Source organism: Streptomyces sp. NPDC036813, from assembly GCF_055609245.1.
Genome location: NZ_JBVJPV010000005.1, coordinates 66,150 through 85,353 on the forward strand (window position 1 = coordinate 66,150; position 19,204 = coordinate 85,353).

Here is a 19,204-nt window from a genome sequence, read left to right on the forward strand (position 1 = left end):
GCCCGTCAGCCGATGTGGTAGCTGTCGCCGTAGACCTTCCAGTCCAGCGGCGGGTCGAGGTCGAGGTTGCCCTGGCGCAGGAAGACCCGCTGCGCGGTGTCGACGCGGCTGGTGTCGCTGTGGGCCTCCTCCTGCTTCATGGCCCACACCCGCGCGTCGAGGAAGGCGTTCAGGTAACGCACCTCGTCACCACCCTGGGCGGGCGGCTTGGCATTGCGCAGGGCCCGCTTGCGGATGCCGGAGAAGCTGGTGGGGTCGTCGCCGTCACCGTGCATGACGATGGCGTCGTAGTAGCAGAACTGGCCGAGGACGCGCAGCCCGTCGCTCTTGCCCTGGCGGACGGCCGGGTCGAAGTAGACACGGTCGCGTTCGTCGTTCTGCGCCTGCTGGAAGGCGCTGTCGCGGGCGGCCTTGCGCCAGTCGCGGGGGAAGTCGGGGTCCAGGCCCGCGTGCGAGTCGCTGCCGTTCACGCGGCGCAGAGCCGGCAGGTAGCGCGCGAGGACGTTGCCGGGCTTGCGGTCGGTGTAGAGCTGGACCAGGTCGAGCATGTCTCCGGTGCCGGAGCAGAAGCCGATGATGCCGGCGGTGTAGCCGCGGCCGTCGCCGATGTCCTCGATGTACTGGTACTGCGCCTTCCAGTCGAGCGAGGAGTTCTCCGCGCTCGAGACGAGCTTCATGGCGATCTCCTTCTTCGCCGGGTCGTCGAGCCCGGCGGCAGACGTCGGGGCCGCCGCGGCCCGGGAGATTCCGAAGAAGGATGCTGCGGTCAGGGCGCCGGTCATGCCGAGAAGCGTACGCCGGCGCAGGCCGGACTCCGGGCGAGGATGCGTCACGGGGACTCCAAGTGAAGGTGGGGGGTGGGGAGTTGAACCGTGGTGCCACTGACAGGAAGGTTTACTATCAGACCGCTCCGACCGTAACCCGGCGACAACGAAGTTCGTACGATCGAACAAAGTCACGCACGCACACGCGTGATCGACACCTCAGGGCGTCGCCCTTCGGGGCAGCGCGCCCCGGGCACGCCCGAGTCGACGAGCAAGGCGCAGGCCGCCAGGCCGGGCCGAAGGCCGCCAGGCCGCCAGGCCGCAGGCCGCCAGGCCGCAGGCCGCCAGGCCGCAGGCCGCAGGCCGCAGGCCGCAGGCCGCCAGGCCGCAGGCCGCCAGGCCGCAGGCCGCAGGCCGCAGGCCGCAGGCCGCAGGCCGCCAGGCCGCAGGCCGCAGGCCGCCAGGCCGCAGGCCGCAGGCCGCCAGGCCGCAGGCCGCAGGCCGCAGGCCGCAGGCCGCCAGGCCGCAGGCCGCAGGCCGCCAGGCCGCAGGCCGCCAGGCCGTCAGGTGTTCGGGAGGTCGTCCGGGGCCGGCCTGGTCACCTTGGTGACCGCTGCGGCCAGTTGCTGTTGCACGGCATCGGGCAGGGCCTCGCCGTGCACGGCGTCCACCAAGTCCCTGGCCAGGTGGTGGAGCTTGGTGTTGGTGTTCTGGGAGGCCGTGACCAGGACCGTCCAGGCGTCCTCGGCACTGAGGCCGAAGGAGGCCATCAGGATGCCTCGGGCCAGGTCGATCAGCGGGCGGGTCTGCATCGCCCGGCGCAGCTGCACGACCTCGACGCGGAGGTCCTCCAGGGCGTCGTCGCCCGTCGACACGGACTCCCCCGCGTCGTCGTCCGTGGCGAACAGGGCCAGCGTGCCGGTCAGCTCCATCAGCCGCAGGACCGCGGGGGCGGCGCCGCACAGGACGAGCATCTTCCCCTCGTCGAGGGCGCGACGCCGGTGGTTCAGCAGCACGTTGAGCGCCGAGCAGTCGCAGAAGTCGACACCGGAGAGGTCGAGTTCGATGTCCCCGGCAGTCAGGGCCAGCGCGGCACGCAGCGCGCGGTCCAGCGCGTCGTCGGCGTCGAGGTCGAGTTCGCCACGGACCGTGACCCGTACGCATTCTCCTTCGGGGCGCACGTCGATGAGCGGCAGGCGCCGGGGGCGTGCGGGCGGCACGCCTGTCCTGACCGTGTACCCGAGGCCGTCCCCGACGAAGGACCGCTCCTCGTCCACAGGCTCCGGCATGACCGCCTCCCCCGGTCAGTGATGACCGTCTCTCGCTCCAGGCTCCCCCGAGCACAACAACACGTCAACCTATACATGAAACCTTCTTCAGGTTTTTGTATACACGAAGGGGAGGCCGTAGAATCGCCCCATGGAGGGAGTGCCTGAGCCGCATACCGGGTGGACATTCCTGACCAATCACGCCCGGGTCCTGGCGGCCATCGCAGACAATCACAGCGCGCGCATCCGCGACATAGCCGCGCACTGCCGGCTGACGGAACGGGCCGTGCAGAAGATCATTGCCGATCTGGAGCAGGACGGCTACCTCTCGCACACCCGGGAGGGACGCGGCAACGTCTACAGCATCGATCCCTCCAAGGTGTTGCGACACCCTGCCGAGGCCGGACTCACGGTTGCCTCGCTGCTCTCCCTGCTGGTGCAGGACGAGGCGGACCGCTCCCGGTTGCCCGGTGCGGCGCAGCAGGCGCAGAAGGCGCAGAGCGGCTGACCGTCGGCGCACCTCCGGCCGCCGCACGCGCGTGCGGTCCCCCTCCAATGCACTGCCATCTCGTGCCGGTGCCTTCCGGATGTGTCAGGGTCGTGCCTGGCTGGAGGGAGGGTGCGCGGGATGGCCGACACGCCCCACGGCGACCACGGCAGGCCGCCGACACGTGCGCAGCGCTGGGCCGCGTTCCGGCACTCGCCCTTGCTGCCGGCGACCGTGCTGGCACTGATCCTCGCTGCGGCCGCCGGGCTGTTCGCGGGGTCCTACACGTACTCGATGGCCAACCCCACCCCGCACTCGATCCCCTCGGCCGTCGTCGGCTCCTACCAGCGGGCCCGGGGCCAGGGCTTCCTGGACGGCATGGAGAAAGCCCTGAACGCCTCGGTGAAGGTGCACACCTACGGCACCGTGGCCCAGGCCCGGCAGGCACTCGACGAGCAGAAGGTGTTCGCGATCTTCGACGTGCGCGGGGACGGGCGCAGCGTGACGCTGGACGTCTCCGGCGCCTCGGGCGCCTCCGTGGCGCAGGTGCTGTCCGAGACCGCTCCGGTGGTGGGGCGCGCGACGGGAGTCGCCGTCACCGTGCGGGACATCAAGCCGCTGCAGGAGGGTGATCCGCGGGGGCTGGCCATCTTCTACATCTCGCTGGCCGCCGTGATCATCGGTTTCGTCGGAGCGATCCAGCTGAGCGTGCACGCGCGGGCGCTCACCCCGGTGGAACGGATCGCGTTCACCGTCGGGTACGCGCTGCTCGGCGGTTTCGCGATCGCCGCCGTCGTGGACTGGCTGCTCGACGCCGTCCATCTGCCGTTCCTGGAGTCGTGGCTGATCCTGGCGCTGACGATGTTCGCGTCCGGCATGGTCTTCACGATGTTCAACACCCTGATCGGGCGCTGGGCCATGCTGCCGACGTGGGGGCTGATGGTGCTGCTCGGCAATCCCTCGTCCGGTGGCGCGGTCTCCTGGCCGCTGCTGCCCTCGCCGCTCGGGGTGATCGGCCGCTGGCTGCCGCCCGGCGCCTCGGTGAGCGCCCAGCACACGGCGGTGTACTTCGCCGGGCACCAGCACGCGTTCCCGTTCCTGGTGCTCGCCGGGTGGGCGCTGCTGTCGTGCGCGGTGTTCTGGACCTGGCGGCACCGGCATCCCGGCAGCCGCGAACGCCGACCCGCCCACGCGGCGTGACGAGGGGCGCGCGCATGGCTCCGTCCGCCGCCGGGAACCCGGCGATCACTGCCCGTCCAACCAGTCGAACCAATGGAGAGTTGCCATGAGTGTGCTGCGCCTTGTCGGCCGTCCCCTGCTCGCGTCCATGTTCGTCTCCGGCGGCCTGAACTCCCTGCGCTCCCCCGAGAAGGTCGCCCCGGCCGCGGAGCCGGTCGTCGGCCCGATCAAGGAACGGGTACCGCTGCTGCCCGAGCGCACCGAGCAGGCCGTACGGCTGAGCGGCGCGGTGCAGGTGGTGGGCGGGCTCATGCTGGCCACCGGGCGCATGCCCCGGCTGGCGGCGCTGGCGATCGCCGGGACACTGGTGCCGACCACGCTCGCCGGGCACCGCTTCTGGGAGGCGGACGACCCCGGGCAGCGGGCGCAGCAGCGCATCCACTTCCTGAAGAACCTGTCCATGCTGGGCGGGCTGCTCATCGCGGCCGACGACACCGGCAGCGCCCCGTCGCTGCTGTGGCGCGGCCGGCACGGCGCCCGGGACCTGAGCCGCGAGGCCCACCTGGTGCGCCGCACCGCCCGGGCGACGGCCCGTCCGGCGGCGACCGCGGGTGCCCTGCGCGCCAAGGTGCGCTGACTCACCCTCGGTGACACCCCTCAGTGACACCCCTCAGTGACGTGGCGCCGGCCGCGCGCAGTGCCGGGGCGAGGCTCTGTGACCGGGTGACGGGGACGATCGTGTCGTCGGCGCTGTGCAGGAGCAGGAACGGCGGCGCGTCGTCGGTGCCCTGCCCCAGCGGGGAGGCCTCCCGGGCGCGGTCGGGATCGTCGGCGGGGGCGTGGCCGAGGAGCAGCGCCTCAGGGGTGCGCGCCGCGGCACCAGTGAGGTCGGCGGGGCCGTACCAGACCACGCATCCGGCGACCGGCCGGCCGGTGGTGAAGGTGTGCACGGCCGCCAGGTGGCCGCCCGCCGACTCGCCCCACAGCACCAGGCGTTCGGCGGCCAGGCCGAGTTCGCCGCCCCGTGCGCGCAGCCAGGGCCCACCACGAGGCCGGTGCCGAGGGCGCGCGCGAAGGCCACGGTGGTCAGCTCTTCGTGCGCCACTGGTGGCCGGGCAGGAAGGTGACGTCGTAGCGCTGCGGCACGGTGGCGAACCTCTCCGGGGCGGGCACGAACGGACGGGCGGGCAGGCCGAGTTCGTCGGTGGGCGTGCCGAGGGACTCGAAGAAGCGCTCGAAGGTGCCGCCGGGCCCGGCGGCCACGCCCACGACCCGGCTGTGGTGGCGCTCGATGCGGTAGGAGTGCGGGCAGTTCTTCGGTACGAACCCGAAGTCGCCCGCGGTCAGCAGTTTCTCGCTCTGTTCGCCCCGGAGGTCCTCCACGAAGACGCGGACGGCACCGTCGGTGACGTAGAAGACCTCGTAGGTCTCGGGGTGCAGGTGGGCCGGGACGAGGTCGCCCTTGGGACCCTCGACGGTGAAGAAGTTGAAGCCGTTCTCCGTCTGCGGGCCGCCCGCGTAGACGGTGACCAGGTCGCCGAAGAGGTGCGCGCGGTCGCCCCTGCCCTTCTCGATGAAGTACGGCGTGCCCGGGTCGGCCGGGATGAGGGAGCCGGCGCGCCGGGGGTCGGCGAACTCGATGGTCATGCAATGCCTCCGGAAGACAGCGGCGTGCAGGGCCCCGTGACATTTGACCGTCAGGGGGACTGACAATTGTTCGTCAGGTTACCTGACATTCGGGCACGGGCAATATCCCCCGCGCACCGTCGCGGCCCGTATGCTCGGTCTCCGACCCGCCCCGAGGAGCCATGACCCACCCCGCAGACCCCGCACCGAACATGGCGCTGCTGCTCGCCGACGCCCGCCGCTGGTTCGAGGACGCGCTGTTCGCGAGCATGCGCGCCGCCGGCGAGCAGCCGGTGACCAGCGCCCAGGGCCTGGTCTTCGCCAGCCTCGACCCGCAGGGCACCACGGTGTCCGACCTCGCGCGCCGGATCGGGGTGACCCGGCAGACCGCCCACCAGGCCGTGCACGGCCTGGTCGCGCTGGGACTGCTGGAGCAGGTGCCCGACCCCGCCTCCGCCCGCACCCGGCTGATCCGCATCACCGCGGAGGGCGAGCGGGTGCACGCCCGCGCCCAGGCCGTCCTCGCCCGGGTCGAGGAGGTGCTGGCCGAGCGGATCGGGGCCGGTCCGGCCGCGGCGCTGCGCGAGGCGCTCAGCCTGCCGCGGGGCGAGCCGCCGCTGGTACGGGCGCCCTGACCGCTTCTTCTGCGGACAGCGGATTCCGGGCCGGACGCGGCGTCCCCGAGGCTAGCCTCCGGACATGGTGGATCACCGCACGATCGTCGTGAACGGCCTCCGGCTCGCCTACGAGGTCTCCGGGCCGCCGCAGGCACGGCCCGCCGTCCTGCTGCACGCGCTCGGCGAGGACTCCCGCAGCTGGCACGCGGTGGCACGGGCGCTCGCCGCCGAGCGGCGGGTGTACGCCCTGGATCTGCGCGGGCACGGGCGCAGCGCGTGGCCCGGGACGTACACGCTGGAACTGATGGCGTCCGACGTGCTCGGTTTCCTCGACGCTCTCGGGCTCGGCGCGGTGGACCTGGTCGGGCACTCGCTGGGCGGGGTCGTCGCCCATCTGCTGGCGCGGGAGCATCCGCGCCGGGTGGCACGGCTGGTGCTGGAGGACGTGCCCGCGCCACGGCCCCGGAAGCCGACCGTGCCGGTACGCCCGGACGGCGAGCTGAGTTTCGACTGGGACATGGTGACGGCCGTGCGGCCGCAGCTCGACACGCCCGATCCGACCTGGCTGGAGCGGCTGGCCGCGATCACCGCCCCGACGCTCGTCGTGGCGGGCGGGCCGGCCAGCCATGTCCCGCAGGACGGCGTGGCGGAGCTGGCCCGGCGCATCCCGGACGCCCGGATGATCACGATCCCCGTCGGCCACATGGTCCACGACGAGGCACCCGAGGACTTCACCCGGGCCGTCGTGGAGTTCCTGTCGGGGCCCTGACCGCCCGGCCGAGCGCCACGGCACCCAGCTGAACCGCTCCGACCGGCCGAGCACCACGCCGGCCCCGCCCGAACCGCCCCGACCGGCCGAACACCACAGCGGCCCTCGCCCGAACCACCCGCCCGGCCGACCATCACGCCGGCCCCGCCCGAAACACCCCGCCACAACCGCTCAGTCCAGCGGTACGGTCACCTCGCCCGCGCCGGTCACGCTCGCGCCGCCCGCCACCCGTACCGTGAAGGGCCGGTCCGCGCCGTGTGCGGTCACGCGCAGCCGGTCGCCGTCGCGCCGCAGCGTGAACGTGGCCGCCGGGGTGCCGGTCGGGTCGGGCACGGTGACCTCGGCCCGGTACGCGGGACCGGTGGTGGGATGGACGAGCAGGGTCGGCGCGTCCAGCCAGTCGCCGTCGGGCCGGCTGTCGTCCGACGCCAGCGGCAGGACGGCACCCTCGCGGACGTACAGCGGCAGGCTGTCGTAGCCGTGCCGCTCGGTGCGCCAGACCGGGCCGCTGACCCGCTCGCCGGTCAGCAGGTGGGTCCAGGTGCCCGCGGGCAGGTAGACCTCGACGTCGCCGTCCGCGGTGAGGACCGGGGCGACCAGCAGGTCGGGGCCCAGCATGTACTGGCGGTCCAGCGGCCGGCACGCCGGGTCGTGCGGGAACTCCAGCACCATGGGGCGCATCACCGGCACACCGGTGCGGTGGGCCTCGGCGGCGGCGCCGTACAGGTACGGCATGAGGCGGTGCTTGAGGAGGGTGAAGCGGCGCGTCACCTCGACCGCTTCCTCGCCGAAGCGCCACGGCACCCGGTAGGAGTCGGAGCCGTGCAGCCGGCTGTGCGAGGAGAGCAGGCCGAAGGCGAGCCAGCGCTTGAAGACGGCCGGGTCGGGGGTGCCCTCGAAGCCGCCGATGTCGTGGCTCCAGAAGCCGAAGCCGCTCAGCGACAGGGACAGCCCGCCGCGCAGGGACTCCGCCATGGCCTCGAAGGAGGACCAGCAGTCGCCGCCCCAGTGCACCGGGTACTGCTGCCCGCCCGCCGTCGCCGAGCGGGCGAACAGCACGGCCTCGCCCTGACCGCGCTCCTTCTCCAGCAGTTCGAAGACGGTCCGGTTGTACAGGTGCGTGTAGTAGTTGTGCATGCGCTGCGGGTCGGAGCCGTCGTGCCAGACGACGTCGGTGGGGATGCGCTCGCCGAAGTCGGTCTTGAAGCAGTCCACGCCCTGGTCGAGCAGCGCCTTGAGCTTGCCCTGGAACCAGGTGCGGGCGTCGGGGCTGGTGAAGTCGACCAGACCCATGCCGGCCTGCCACAGGTCCCACTGCCACACGTCGCCGTTCGGGCGGCGCACCAGGTGGCCCAGCCGGGCGGCTTCCTCGAAGAGGGGGGACTTCTGCGCGATGTAGGGGTTGATCCAGGCGCTGACCTTCAGACCCTTGGCCCTCAGCCGGGCCAGCATGCCCTCCGGGTCGGGGAAGACCTCGGGGTCCCACTCGAAGTCGCACCACTGGTACTCGCGCATCCAGAAGCAGTCGAAGTGGAAGACCGACAGCGGGATGCCGCGCTCGGCCATGCCGTCGACGAAGGACATCACCGTCGCCTCGTCGTAGTCGGTGGTGAAGGACGTGGTCAGCCACAGCCCGAAGGACCACGCGGGCGGCAGGGCGGGGCGGCCGGTGAGGGCCGTGTACCGGGTGAGGACGTCCTTGGGCGTGGGGCCGGCGACGACGTAGTACTCGATGGCCTGGTCCTCGACGCTGAACTGCACCTGGCCCACCGACTCGGAGCCGACCTCGAAGGAGACCGCGCCGGGATGGTTGACGAAGACGCCGTAGCCGCGTGAGGACAGGTAGAACGGGATGTTCTTGTACGCCTGCTCGCTGCTGGTGCCGCCGTCGGCCTGCCAGATGTCGACGACCTGGCCGTTCCTGACGTACGGCGTGAAGCGTTCGCCGAGGCCGTAGATCTGCTCGCCGACGCCGAGCGCGAGCTGGGCGAGGACGTGGTGCGCGCCGTCGTCGGTGGTGGCGAAGGCGGTGCCCTTGCGGCCGGCCCGGGTCAGCTCCCGGCCGTCGGCGTCGTGGAAGCTCAGCGTCCAGGGGGCCGCCCGGTCCAGACGCAGGGTGAGCGGGCCGCTGGTCAGCTCGGTGAGTGTGCCGTCGTCGCGCACCGCGCCGGCGCCGCCGGGGTCGGCGGCGAGGGCGAAGCCGGGGCCCGGGTCGCGCTTGCCCGCGTGGTGGGTGACGCGCACGCCGATGACGCCCTCGGCAGGCGAGAAGCAGTCGACCGTGAGGAGGGGCGCGTTGAGCGTGTCCCCTCTGCGGGTCACCTTCTGTACGGCGGCAGAGGCGGTGAAGCGCTTCGATTCCAGGCGTACGTCTCGCACCTCGGTGGCGTACGCGATGCGGACGCCGTCACGGATGCGCCAGAAGCCGTCGGTGAACTTCATGGTCTTCCTCGCAGGGAGAGGCGGGGGGCGAAAAGGGCCCGCACTGAGCGTCGCCCGAGGGTTCGGATCGTACATAAAACTAGGCGGTAACGGGGATCTCGGTGCGGACGGTGAGCGAGTGACCACGCAGGAGGTCTGGCGCCGGAGCCAGGATTGCCGTATTAGTCATCGCAGAAAACAAACTCGTCCGGCAAGGTGGCCGGGCGGACGACAGCAAGGTCCACCCTATGTCGAAGCGCTTCAACAACTCGCTCGCCGCGGCGTTGGTGCTGCTCGCCGGTACGGCCCTGACCGGATGCGGCCAGCAGCGCGACAGCGGTGTCTACACCGTCCTGAACTCCTCGACCGACGAGTCGTACCACCGCTGGGACGCCCAGGCGATGGCCCGCTGCAGCGAGCAGCTGGGGGTGACGATCGAGCAGCAGAGCGTCCCGGCCGCGCAGGTGATGACCAAGGCCCTGCGCATGGCGTCCTCGAAGTCGCTGCCGGACATCGTGCAGTTCGACGCCTCCGAGATGCCGACCTTCGCGGAGGCCGGCGGGCTGACCGACCTGCGCACGCTCGGGCTGAGCACCGACGGCGTCCCACAGGGCATCGTGAACTTCGGGTCGTACCGGGGCACCTACTACGGCGCGGCCCGCTCGGTGAACACGCTCGCGCTGTTCTACAACAAGGACCTCCTCGCCGAGGCCGGTCTGAAGGTGCCCGCCACCTGGGACGAGCTGCGCGCGACGGCAAGGAAGCTCACCGCGGGCAAGCGCTACGGCATCGCCCTGAGCGCGGGCGGCGCGGAGGACGGCGTCTTCCAGTTCACGCCGTTCATGTGGTCCAACGGCGGCGACGAGACCCGGCTGGACGGGCCGCGGGTCGTGCAGGCCCTGGACTTCTGGAAGGCCCTGCTGAAGGACGGCTCGCTGTCGAGGTCGACGGTCGGCTGGACCCAGGCGGACGTCAACGACCAGTTCATGGCGGGCAACGCCGCGATGATGATCAACGGTCCCTGGCAGGTCGAGACGCTCAACACCAAGAAGTCGCTGCACTGGGGCATCGCGCAGATCCCCGTGCCGAAGGCCGGTGAGAAGTCCGTGGGCCCGCTCGGGGGCGCGGTCCTGACCGTGCCGAACACCGGTGACCCGGCCCGGGAGAAGACGGCCGGACGCGTGGTCGCCTGCCTGTCGAGCGAGAAGGAGCAGCTCACCTACGCGCTCAACAGCTGGATGGTCCCCGCCGACGCCAAAGCCGCCGCCGTGTGGCGCACCCGGGTGCCGGAGCTGGACGCGCTCGCCGATCAGGTCGCCCAGGCCCGCTCGCGGACCGCCGAGCTCGGCGCCGGCTGGTCGGGCGTGTCACTCGCCCTGCAGAGCGCCTTCCAGTCCGCCCTGACCGGGCAGTCCAGCGAGTCCGCCCTGAAGCGCGCCCAGCAGCGGGCCACGAGCGGGAACTGAGGTACGCGATCCATGACCACGTCCACCATCACGGCCCCGGCGGCCTCCTCGGCCGGTCCCAAGGCCCCCGCGCCGGGTTCACGCGGGCTGCGGCGCCGGCTCGCGCAGTGGGGGTTCGTCGCCCCCGCCGTCGTCTTCATGCTGCTGTTCTTCGGCTACCCGCTCGTGCGCAACGTCGTGATGAGCTTCCAGCACTACACGCCGAAGACGTTCTTCACCGGCGAGGCTCCCTTCAACGGTGCCGACAACTGGTCGCACGTCTTCCAGGACGCCCTGTTCGGCAAGGCGCTGTGGCACACGCTCGTCTTCACGGCCGGCTCGCTGCTCGGGCAGTTCGGCATCGGCCTCGCCCTGGCGGTCTTCTTCAACCGGCGCTTTCCGCTCAACGGTGCACTGCGGTCGTTGATCCTGTTGCCGTGGCTGGTGCCCATGGTGGTGTCCGGCATCGTGTGGCGGCGCATTCTCGACCAGGACACAGGTGTGTTGAACACCTTCTTGGACACGATCGGTCTCGGCGGCCACACTCCATGGTTGACCAGTCCGCACATGGCCCTGCTGTCGGTCATCGTCGTCAATATCTGGATCGGCATCCCGTTCAACATGGTCATTCTGTACGGCGGTCTGCAGGAGATCCCCCGGGAGCTGTACGAGGCCGCTTCTCTCGACGGCGCGTCGGCATGGCGGACGTTCCGGTCCATCACATGGCCGATGCTCAAGCCGGTCGTCACCGTCGTCCTGGTCCTGGGTTTCATGTCGACGGTCAAGATTCTCGACCTGATCCTCGCCCTGACCGACGGCGGTCCCGCCGACGCGACGCAGACCCTGGGCACGCTCACGTACCAGAACTCCTTCGTGCAGCTGGACTTCGGTGCGGGCGCGGTGGTCGGCAACGTGCTGATCCTGATCTCCGCGGTGTTCGCGGTGTTCTACCTGCGGGCCAACCGCACCGAGGGGAAGTGACGAGACGATGGCCACCGAAACCGCCGCGCAGCCGCGCACCGCGAAGCGCCACTGGGGCTCCACCGCCGTGGGCCTGCTGGTCCTGTGCGTGATGCTGTTCCCCCTGTACTGGATGCTCAACACCGCGCTCCAGCCGAAGGCCGGCCTGCTGGAAGTGGATCCGGTGCCGCACGGCCTGGACCTGTCCGGCTTCTCCAAGGCGCTCGGCGACCAGGGCGGGCATCTGCTGACCTCCCTGGCGGTGTCCCTGGGCGCCGTCGTGATCTGCCTGGCCGTTGCCGCCCCGGCCGCCTACGGGCTCGCCCGGTTCCGGCTGCGCGGCAGCCGCGGCATCGTGTTCGGCACGCTGATCACACAGATGGTGCCGGGGATCGTCATCGCCAACGCCCTGTACAACACCTATGTCGACCTGGGCCTGGTCAACTCCTACGCCGGCCTGATGCTGGCGGACGCCTCGCTCGGCATCCCCTTCTCCATCGTGCTGATGCGCTCGTTCATGGTGTCCGTCCCGGGCGAGGTCGTCGAGGCCGCACAGATGGACGGGGCCGGCCGGCTGCGGACGTTCGTCCAGGTGGTGCTGCCGATGAGCCGCAACGCGCTGATCACCTCGGGGCTGTTCGCGTTCCTGTTCTCCTGGAGCGACTTCATGTTCGCGCTCACGCTGAACACCACCGACGAGGTCAAGCCGGTCACGCTCGGCATCTACCAGTACATCGGCGCGCACGTCGGCGACTGGGGCTCGGTGATGGCCGCCTCCGTGCTGTCCGCGGTCCCCGCCGCGATCCTGCTCGTCCTCGCCCAGAAGTACATCGCCGCCGGGATCACCGGCGGTTCCGTCAAGTGACCGCGAAGGCCGCCCCCATGACCGACTTCCCCCGCTTCCCGCCCGGCTTCGTCCTCGGTGCCGCGACCGCCGCGTACCAGATCGAGGGCGCCGCCTACGAGGACGGCCGTGGCCCCTCCGTCTGGGACACCTACAGCCACACCCCCGGCCGGATCACGAACGGCGACACCGGCGACGTCGCCTGCGACCACTACCACCGCTACGCCGAGGACGTGGCGCTGCTGCGCGACCTGGGCGTGGGCTCCTACCGCTTCTCCCTCGCCTGGCCGCGGATCGTGCCGGACGGCTCGGGCCGGGTGAACCCCAAGGGCCTGGACTTCTACGACCGCCTGGTCGACGAGCTGCTCGCGGCCGGGATCGAGCCGGCGGCCACCCTCTACCACTGGGACCTGCCACAGGCGCTGGAGGACCGGGGCGGCTGGCGGGTGCGCGCGACCGCCGAACACTTCGCCGCGTACACGGCCGCCGTCGCCGAACGCCTCGGCGACCGGGTGCCGCGCTGGATCACCCTCAACGAGCCGTGGTGCAGCGCGTTCCTCGGCTACGCGGTCGGCCGCCACGCACCGGGCGCCCAGGAGGGGCGCGGCGCGCTCGCCGCCGCCCACCATCTGCTGGTCGGCCACGGGCTGGCCGTGCGGGCACTGCGGGCGGCCGGGGTGCGCGAGGTGGGCATCACGCTCAACCTGGACCGCAATATGCCGGCCTCCCCCGACTCCCCCGCCGACCTGGCGGCGGTGCTGCGCGCGGACACCCAGCACAACCTGGTGTGGACCGAGCCGCTGTTCGCGGGCCGCTACCCGGCGAGCGAGGAGGAGACCTGGGGGGAGCTGATCACCGGTCAGGACTTCCGCCGCGACGGTGACCTGGAGCTGATCGGACAGCCGCTGGACTTCCTCGGCATCAACTACTACCGGCCGATCGTGGTCGCCGACGCCCCTTACAGTGAGGCGGATCCCGCCCGGCGGGTGGCGACGGACAACCGGTACGCGGAGGTGCGGCTGGACGGCGTGCGGCACACGGCGATGGACTGGCCGGTCGCGCCGGACACCTTCACCGACCTGCTGGTGGACCTCCACGAGCGCTACGGCGCGGCGCTGCCGCCGGTGCACATCACCGAGAACGGCTCCGCCGAGCACGACGAGGTGGGCCCCGACGGCGCGGTGCACGACACGGACCGGGTGGCGTATCTGCATGACCACCTCGGCGCGCTGCGGGCCGCGATCGACGCGGGCGTGGATGTGCGCGGGTACTACGTGTGGTCCCTGCTGGACAACTTCGAGTGGGCGCACGGCTACGGCAAGCGGTTCGGCATCGTGCGGGTCGACTACGACACGCAGCGGCGCACGCCCAAGGACAGCTACCGGTGGTACCGGGAGTTCATCGCCGCGCAGCGGGACTGAGCCGCCGGTGGGCACGGCGGTCCCGGGCCTCACACGTCCAGCAGGTCCCGCATGCGGGCGGCGGCGTCGACGGCTGCCGTGCCGCAGCAGTTGTTGAACAGCACATGGAGCCGGGCGGTTCCGTGGGCCAGGTCCCGCAGCCGCGGCACCCACTCCTTCAGTTCGGCGTCGGTGTAGGCGTGGCGGAAGCGGTCCTCCTTGCTGCCCGTCCCCCACGCGGGGCTGCGGCCGTGGAAGCGGACGACGGACAGCTCCGGCGAGGTGACGGGGGTGACGGGCGGGACGGAGGCCGGCAGCCCCTGCGCCATGTCGACGCCGACCGCGGCGAATCCGTGGCGTCGCAGCAAGGCCCGTGTCTCGTCGTACCGTTCGCCGCTCCACCACTGCGGGTGGCGGAACTCGACCGCGACGGGCCACCCGGCGGTCCGTGCGGCGCAGTCGGCGAGGACTTCGTCGGCCCGGGGGCCGGGCTTCAGCCAGGGCGGGAACTGGAAGAGCAGCGTGCCCAGCCGGCCTGCCTCGCGCAGCGGTGCGAGCGCGTCGGTGAAGCGCGACCACACCGCGTCCAGTACGGCCGCGTCCCGGCTGTCCGCGGGCAGGCCGTCCGGCAGGGAGGCGGGCCGGGTGGGGTGGCCGGTCAGCAGGGAGAAGGCCTTGACGTCGAAAACGAACCCGTCGGGTGTGCGTTCCGCCCACAGGCGGCTGTTGCGTGCGGAGGGCAGGGCGTAATAGGTCGCGTCGACCTCGACGACGGGGAACTGCTCGGCGTAGTACCGCAGCCGCCCCTCGGGATCGCGCCGCCCGGCCGGGTACCAGCCGCTGCCGACCAGTGCCCGATCGGTCCACGAGCACGTTCCCACGAGAATCTCACCCATGGCGGCCGGTTACCCCGACACGGCGGTCACATGGGGCCGTTGGGGACGCCGGCACGGACGAGAGCGGGGTGGCCCCCCGGGTCAGGGGCCACCCCGCTTTCGCTCGACACCGGCCGACAGGCCGTCAGAAGCGCGGTGCCGGTGCCTGTTCCTCCACCAGGCGGGCCGCCTCCTCGTGCGTCTCCACCGACGGCGGGGAGCCGTCGAGGGGGCGGCGGGCCGTCTCCTTCATGCACGCCACGGCGATGACGCCGACGAGCGCGGCGGCCATGGCGTAGTACGCGGGCATCAGCTCGCTGCCGGTGGCCGAGATCAGGGCGGTGATGACGAGGGGGGTCGTCCCGCCGAAGAGGGAGGCGGAGAGGTTGTAGCCGATGGACAGCGAGCCGTAGCGCACCTGGGTCGGGAACAGCGCGGGCAGCGCCGCGGACATCGTGCCGAGCAGACACACCAGGGACAGCCCGAGCATCAGCATGCCCGCCGAGACCGCCGCCAGGCTGCCCTGACCGACCAGCAGGAACGCCGGCACCGACAGCACCAGGAAGCCGAGCATGCCGGCCATCAGCAGCGGCTTGCGGCCTACCCGGTCGGACAGCCGGCCGACCTGGTTGATGAGCAGCATCAGCACCACCATGGTGCCGATGAGGATCAGCAGGCCGTGCGCCTCGGAGTACCCCATCTCGTCCGACAGGTAGGTCGGCATGTACGACAGCAGCATGTAGTCGGCGATGTTGTAGGCGCCGACCAGGCAGACGCACAGGATCAGCGTCCGCCAGTGCTCCCGGAAGATCTTCGCCAGGTCGCCGCGGGCGCTCGTCTCCACGCCGGAAGCCGCCTCCGACGCCCGGTGGACGGAGTCGTCCTCCAGCTTGCGGAAGGCCGGCGTCTCGTCCAGCCGCAGCCGCAGATAGAGGCCGACGAGCCCGATGGGACCGGCCACCAGGAACGGCACCCGCCAGCCCCAGTCCTGCATGCCGGTGTCGCCGAGCCACGCCGTCAGCGCAGTCACCAGGCCGGCCGCGCCGACGTATCCGGCGAGCGTGCCCAGCTCCAGGAAGCTGCCGAAGAAGCCCCGCCGCCGGTCGGGCGCGTACTCGGCGATGAAGGTGGACGCGCCGCCGTACTCGCCGCCCGTGGAGAAGCCCTGCACCAGGCGGAAGAGGATCAGCAGGGCCGGCGCCCAGAAGCCGATCACGGCGTAGGAGGGGATCAGTCCGATCGCGAAGGTGCCGACCGCCATCATGATCATGGTCAGGGCGAGCACCTTCTTGCGGCCGATCCGGTCGCCGAGCGGTCCGAACACCATGCCGCCGAGCGGTCGTACCAGGAAGGACACCGCGAAGGTGGCGAACGACGACAGCAGCTGGACCGTGTCGTTCCCGGACGGGAAGAAGACATGCCCGAGGGTGACCGCGAGATAGCTGTAGATGCCGAAGTCGAACCATTCCATGGCGTTGCCGAGCGAGGCAGCCTTCACGGCGCGCTGCACGGCCTGCTCGTCGGTCACCGTGATGTCGGTGCGGCGCAGCGGCGGGTTGCGGCGCCGTCTCGCCGCGCGGAACAGTGCGCGGTGTCGGCGTTCGGCCTCCGGATCGGCGGCTTCCTCGAAGGTGTCGGACACGCCGGGCACCATGGGGACTCCTTTCCTGCGGACTCCCGCGGACTCCTGCCGGACTCCCGCGGACTCCTGGGGACGGTCACAATCGCAAGATCGCCTGCTCGCTCGTGGCAGACGCAAACCAGGCAGGGCGGCAGAGGGATGTTCGTCACGCCACCGTGCCCGGTGGCGGGCCGCGGGCCCCCGCCGTACCCGGTGCGCCGCGCGAGCGCCGTCGCGCGGATGCGCCCCACCCTCCGGGAGGCGCATTCTTGCTGTGTCTTCTTGCTGTGTCGCCCACACGGCGGCGCACCGACGAGGTAGGGCCATGAGTGGGAGCGCCGGGGACGGACAGCGGCCGCCGGGATGGTCGGCCGCGCTGCTGACCGACGCCGTGTCGCAGGCGGCGCGTGCGGCCGACGGCCGGGTCGCGGCCGTGTATCTGCGCTCGTCCGCGCCCGGGCTGCTGCGGCTGGCCGTGCTGTGCGGCCTGCCCGGGGCGCTGTTCCGGCCGTGGTGGCGGTTGCAGATCGACTGGCCGTTCCCGGTGACCGACGCGTACCGGCTGGGCGTCCCGGTGACGCTGGCGAACCCGGCCGAGACGATGCGCCGCTATCCGCAGTTCGCGGCGGGGCTGCCGTTCCCCTTCGGTTCGGTGTGCGTGCCGATCGCCCGGGACACCCGGGCGTTCGGTGTGCTGGCCGTGCTGGGCCCGTCCGTGGCGGACACCACCGAGCTGGTGCCGCAGCGGCAGGCGCTGGAGGCGCTGGCCGGCCGGCTGGCCACGGCGCTGGCCGGCCCGGCGGCCACCGGCCCGGACGTCACCTGGGACGCGGCTCCGCTGGACGTGCGACCGCCGGGGCCGGGTCCGGTCGGCGGGCGCGTCGGGTGCCTGTCCTGGGATCCGGTGGCCGACCGCCTCACCGCCGACGGCCCGGCGCAGGCCCTGCTCGGGACCCCGGCCGGCCGGCTCCCCGGCGCCCTCGAGGCGCTGGGAGTGGTCGCTCCGGAGCTGCCCGCCCTGCTGCGGGAGGCGGCCCAGGGCCGGCCTCCGCCCCTGCCGGTGCCGGTGCGCGGCGCGGACGGCGCGCAGCGGCTGGTGCTGCTGTGGGCACCGCAGACGGCGGACGGCGGACCGGCACGATCCGTCGACGGCGTCGTCCTCGACCCGGGGTCCGGCGCGCTGGCCGACGGTGCGGCCGATCTGCTGCCGCAGGGGGTGTTCTGCCTGGACCGGCTGGGTGTGATCGGCTACGCCAATCCGCGCGCCGCCCAGCTGCTGGGGACGGAGCGCGACGGGCTCCTCGGCCGCCCGCTGTGGGAGGCCGTGCCCTGGCTGGACCAGCCCGGCTGCGAGGACCAGCTGCGTCATGCCCTGCTCTCCCTCGAGCCGGTGCACTTCCAGGTCCGGCGGCCGCCCGCGCACGCGCGGCAGTCCTACGAGGGCGACTGGCTGGCCGTGTCCGTGCACCCCGGCGCGCACATCCTGACGTGCACGGTCGCCCCCGCCAACCGGGTGCCCCAGTCCCCGCCGCCGACGGCCGCCACGGCCGGCGCAGCGCGCACACCCACGGCCGCCGCAGCTCCCCAGTACCGCCCGATCGCGCTGGCCATCGCGCTGTCGGAGGCGGTCACGGCACGCCAGGTGTCCGCGGTGGTCGTGCAGGAGCTGCTGCCCGCGTTCGGTGGTCGCCGGCTGGCGATCTACCTGCTCCAGGAGCGCCACCTGTACCTGGCCTGGGAGACCGGTTTCCCGGAGGGCTTCCTCTCGCCGTTCGAGGGGGTGGCGCTGGACGCGCGGCTGCCCGGTGTCGAGACGCTGGTGACGGGCCGTCCGCTGTTCTTCGAGTCCATGCAGCAGCTCCAGGACGCCTACCCGGGCATCCCGCTGGACGCCACCGAGGGCTCCCGCGCGTTCCTGCCGCTGATCGCCTCCGGCCGTCCGGTCGGTTCCTGCATCCTCGGCTTCGACCGCTCGCGCAGCTTCAGCACGGAGGAGCGCACGGTCCTGACCGCGCTCGCCGGCCTGATCGCCCATGTGATGGAGAAGGCCCAGCGCTACGACACCGAGGCCGCCCTGGCGCACGGGTTGCAGCAGGCGCTGCTCCCCCGCCGCCTGCCGGCGCATCCCCGGGTGGCGACCGCGGGGCGGTATCTGCCGGGCACCGAGGGGATGGACGTGGGCGGCGACTGGTACGACGTGGTGCCGTCCGGGGACGGGCTGGCGCTGGTGATCGGGGACGTGCAGGGGCACGGGGTGCAGGCGGCGGCGACGATGGGGCAGCTGCGCAGCGCGGTGCGGGCGTTCGCGCTGAGCGACCGGCCGCCGGAGGAGGTGCTCGGCGGCACCAACCGGCTGCTCATCGACCTCGACCCCGGCCAGTTCGCCAGTTGCTGCTACGTCCGGCTCGATCCGGTCAGCGGCTTGGCACGGGTGGTGCGGGCCGGGCATCCGCCGCCCCTGCTGCGGGAGCCGGACGGCCGGACCCAGGTCGTGGACCTGCCCGGCGGGGTGGTCCTCGGCGTGGACCCGGCCGCCCGCTACCCGGTGTCCGAGCTGCGGATGACGCCGGGCGCGGTGCTCGCGCTGTACACGGACGGGATGGTCGAGCGCCCCGGCTTCGACATCGACGACGGCATCACGGCGCTGCGGCTCGCCCTGTCCCGGGCGGGTGCGCCGGGCACGGACCCGGGCTGCCGGTCCCTGGCGGACGTGGCCGACCGCCTCACCGCGACGGCCCGCCACGCCGCGGACCGCCCCGACGACATCGCCCTCCTGCTGGCGTCACTCACACCGGTGGCTGCGGCTGACGGCTGACGGCGCACGGCTGACGGCTGACGGCTGACGGCTGACGGCTCCGACCTGCCAGGACGCCAGGGGGCGGCGCTGACGCGACGGCCACGGATGTACGGCCCTGCCGCCGGGCTCGT

At 72.3% G+C, this 19,204-nt stretch carries 17 protein-coding genes; 10 read left to right on the plus strand and 7 right to left on the minus strand.

The features are described 5' to 3' along the window. Positions 1-5: 5 nt before the first annotated feature. On the minus strand, positions 6-782 hold the full coding sequence (locus ACZ67Q_RS12780) for a chitosanase (protein ID WP_471180283.1): 777 nt from the start codon (positions 780-782) through the stop codon (positions 6-8). A 545-nt stretch (positions 783-1,327) separates the two neighbouring features. Further along, the gene (locus ACZ67Q_RS12785) at positions 1,328-2,053 is read right to left on the minus strand and encodes an anti-sigma factor antagonist (RefSeq protein WP_471180285.1); all 726 of its coding nucleotides are present in this window, start codon (positions 2,051-2,053) and stop codon (positions 1,328-1,330) included. A 130-nt stretch (positions 2,054-2,183) separates the two neighbouring features. Between ACZ67Q_RS12785 and ACZ67Q_RS12790 the strand changes: the two genes are divergently transcribed. The 3 genes from ACZ67Q_RS12790 (at position 2,184) to ACZ67Q_RS12800 (ending at position 4,335) form a co-directional block, all read left to right on the plus strand. After that, the gene (locus tag ACZ67Q_RS12790; RefSeq protein WP_471180288.1) at positions 2,184-2,540 is read left to right on the plus strand and encodes a helix-turn-helix transcriptional regulator; all 357 of its coding nucleotides are present in this window, start codon (positions 2,184-2,186) and stop codon (positions 2,538-2,540) included. A gap of 120 nt (positions 2,541-2,660) precedes the next feature. After that, the gene (locus ACZ67Q_RS12795; RefSeq protein WP_471180290.1) at positions 2,661-3,719 is read left to right on the plus strand and encodes an ABC-2 transporter permease; all 1,059 of its coding nucleotides are present in this window, start codon (positions 2,661-2,663) and stop codon (positions 3,717-3,719) included. Between the two features lie 85 nt (positions 3,720-3,804). Next, positions 3,805-4,335: a DoxX family protein gene (locus ACZ67Q_RS12800; RefSeq protein ID WP_471180293.1), complete on the plus strand. Its 531-nt coding sequence runs from the start codon at positions 3,805-3,807 to the stop codon at positions 4,333-4,335. A 1-nt stretch (position 4,336) separates the two neighbouring features. On the opposite strand, the gene ACZ67Q_RS12805 is transcribed toward ACZ67Q_RS12800, so the two are convergent. Next, on the minus strand, positions 4,337-4,732 hold the full coding sequence (locus ACZ67Q_RS12805) for a prolyl oligopeptidase family serine peptidase (protein WP_471181070.1): 396 nt from the start codon (positions 4,730-4,732) through the stop codon (positions 4,337-4,339). A 52-nt stretch (positions 4,733-4,784) separates the two neighbouring features. Next, positions 4,785-5,345, minus strand: a complete 561-nt coding sequence (locus ACZ67Q_RS12810) for a quercetin 2,3-dioxygenase (RefSeq protein ID WP_471180296.1) — start codon at positions 5,343-5,345, stop codon at positions 4,785-4,787. Positions 5,346-5,506: 161 nt separating this feature from the next. On the opposite strand from ACZ67Q_RS12810, the gene ACZ67Q_RS12815 reads away from it, so the two are divergent. Then, on the plus strand, positions 5,507-5,959 hold the full coding sequence (locus ACZ67Q_RS12815; protein WP_471180298.1) for a MarR family winged helix-turn-helix transcriptional regulator: 453 nt from the start codon (positions 5,507-5,509) through the stop codon (positions 5,957-5,959). 64 nt (positions 5,960-6,023) lie between these two features. After that, positions 6,024-6,710 (plus strand): alpha/beta fold hydrolase, encoded by a 687-nt coding sequence (locus ACZ67Q_RS12820; RefSeq protein WP_471180300.1) that lies wholly within the window; start codon positions 6,024-6,026, stop codon positions 6,708-6,710. Positions 6,711-6,881: 171 nt separating this feature from the next. Here the strand turns inward: ACZ67Q_RS12820 and yicI are convergent, their stop codons facing one another. Beyond that, a complete protein-coding gene (gene yicI / locus ACZ67Q_RS12825; RefSeq protein ID WP_471180303.1) occupies positions 6,882-9,152 on the minus strand; it encodes an alpha-xylosidase in 2,271 nt (756 codons plus the stop codon). A gap of 227 nt (positions 9,153-9,379) precedes the next feature. Here yicI and ACZ67Q_RS12830 point away from each other — a divergent pair, with 227 nt between their 5' ends. The 4 genes from ACZ67Q_RS12830 to ACZ67Q_RS12845 are packed head-to-tail and all read left to right on the plus strand — an operon-like array spanning position 9,380 to position 13,801. Beyond that, positions 9,380-10,597 (plus strand): ABC transporter substrate-binding protein, encoded by a 1,218-nt coding sequence (locus ACZ67Q_RS12830; RefSeq protein ID WP_471180306.1) that lies wholly within the window; start codon positions 9,380-9,382, stop codon positions 10,595-10,597. Between the two features lie 12 nt (positions 10,598-10,609). Next, complete coding sequence (locus ACZ67Q_RS12835; protein ID WP_471180309.1) at positions 10,610-11,557, plus strand: carbohydrate ABC transporter permease; 948 nt, start codon at positions 10,610-10,612, stop codon at positions 11,555-11,557. A gap of 7 nt (positions 11,558-11,564) precedes the next feature. Next, positions 11,565-12,401 (plus strand): carbohydrate ABC transporter permease, encoded by an 837-nt coding sequence (locus ACZ67Q_RS12840; RefSeq protein ID WP_471180312.1) that lies wholly within the window; start codon positions 11,565-11,567, stop codon positions 12,399-12,401. A 17-nt stretch (positions 12,402-12,418) separates the two neighbouring features. Further along, positions 12,419-13,801, plus strand: coding sequence for a GH1 family beta-glucosidase (locus tag ACZ67Q_RS12845; protein ID WP_471180314.1), 1,383 nt, complete (start codon positions 12,419-12,421; stop codon positions 13,799-13,801). A 29-nt stretch (positions 13,802-13,830) separates the two neighbouring features. Here ACZ67Q_RS12845 and ACZ67Q_RS12850 read toward each other — a convergent pair whose 3' ends face one another. Together ACZ67Q_RS12850 and proP are read right to left on the minus strand one after the other, a co-directional pair. Continuing rightward, entirely contained in the window at positions 13,831-14,676 is an 846-nt protein-coding gene (locus ACZ67Q_RS12850; protein ID WP_471180317.1) for a DUF72 domain-containing protein, read from the minus strand. 124 nt (positions 14,677-14,800) lie between these two features. Beyond that, positions 14,801-16,309: a glycine betaine/L-proline transporter ProP gene (proP, locus tag ACZ67Q_RS12855; RefSeq protein WP_471180319.1), complete on the minus strand. Its 1,509-nt coding sequence runs from the start codon at positions 16,307-16,309 to the stop codon at positions 14,801-14,803. Positions 16,310-16,601: 292 nt separating this feature from the next. On the opposite strand from proP, the gene ACZ67Q_RS12860 reads away from it, so the two are divergent. Beyond that, positions 16,602-19,091: a SpoIIE family protein phosphatase gene (locus ACZ67Q_RS12860; protein ID WP_471180321.1), complete on the plus strand. Its 2,490-nt coding sequence runs from the start codon at positions 16,602-16,604 to the stop codon at positions 19,089-19,091. Positions 19,092-19,204: the final 113 nt, after the last annotated feature.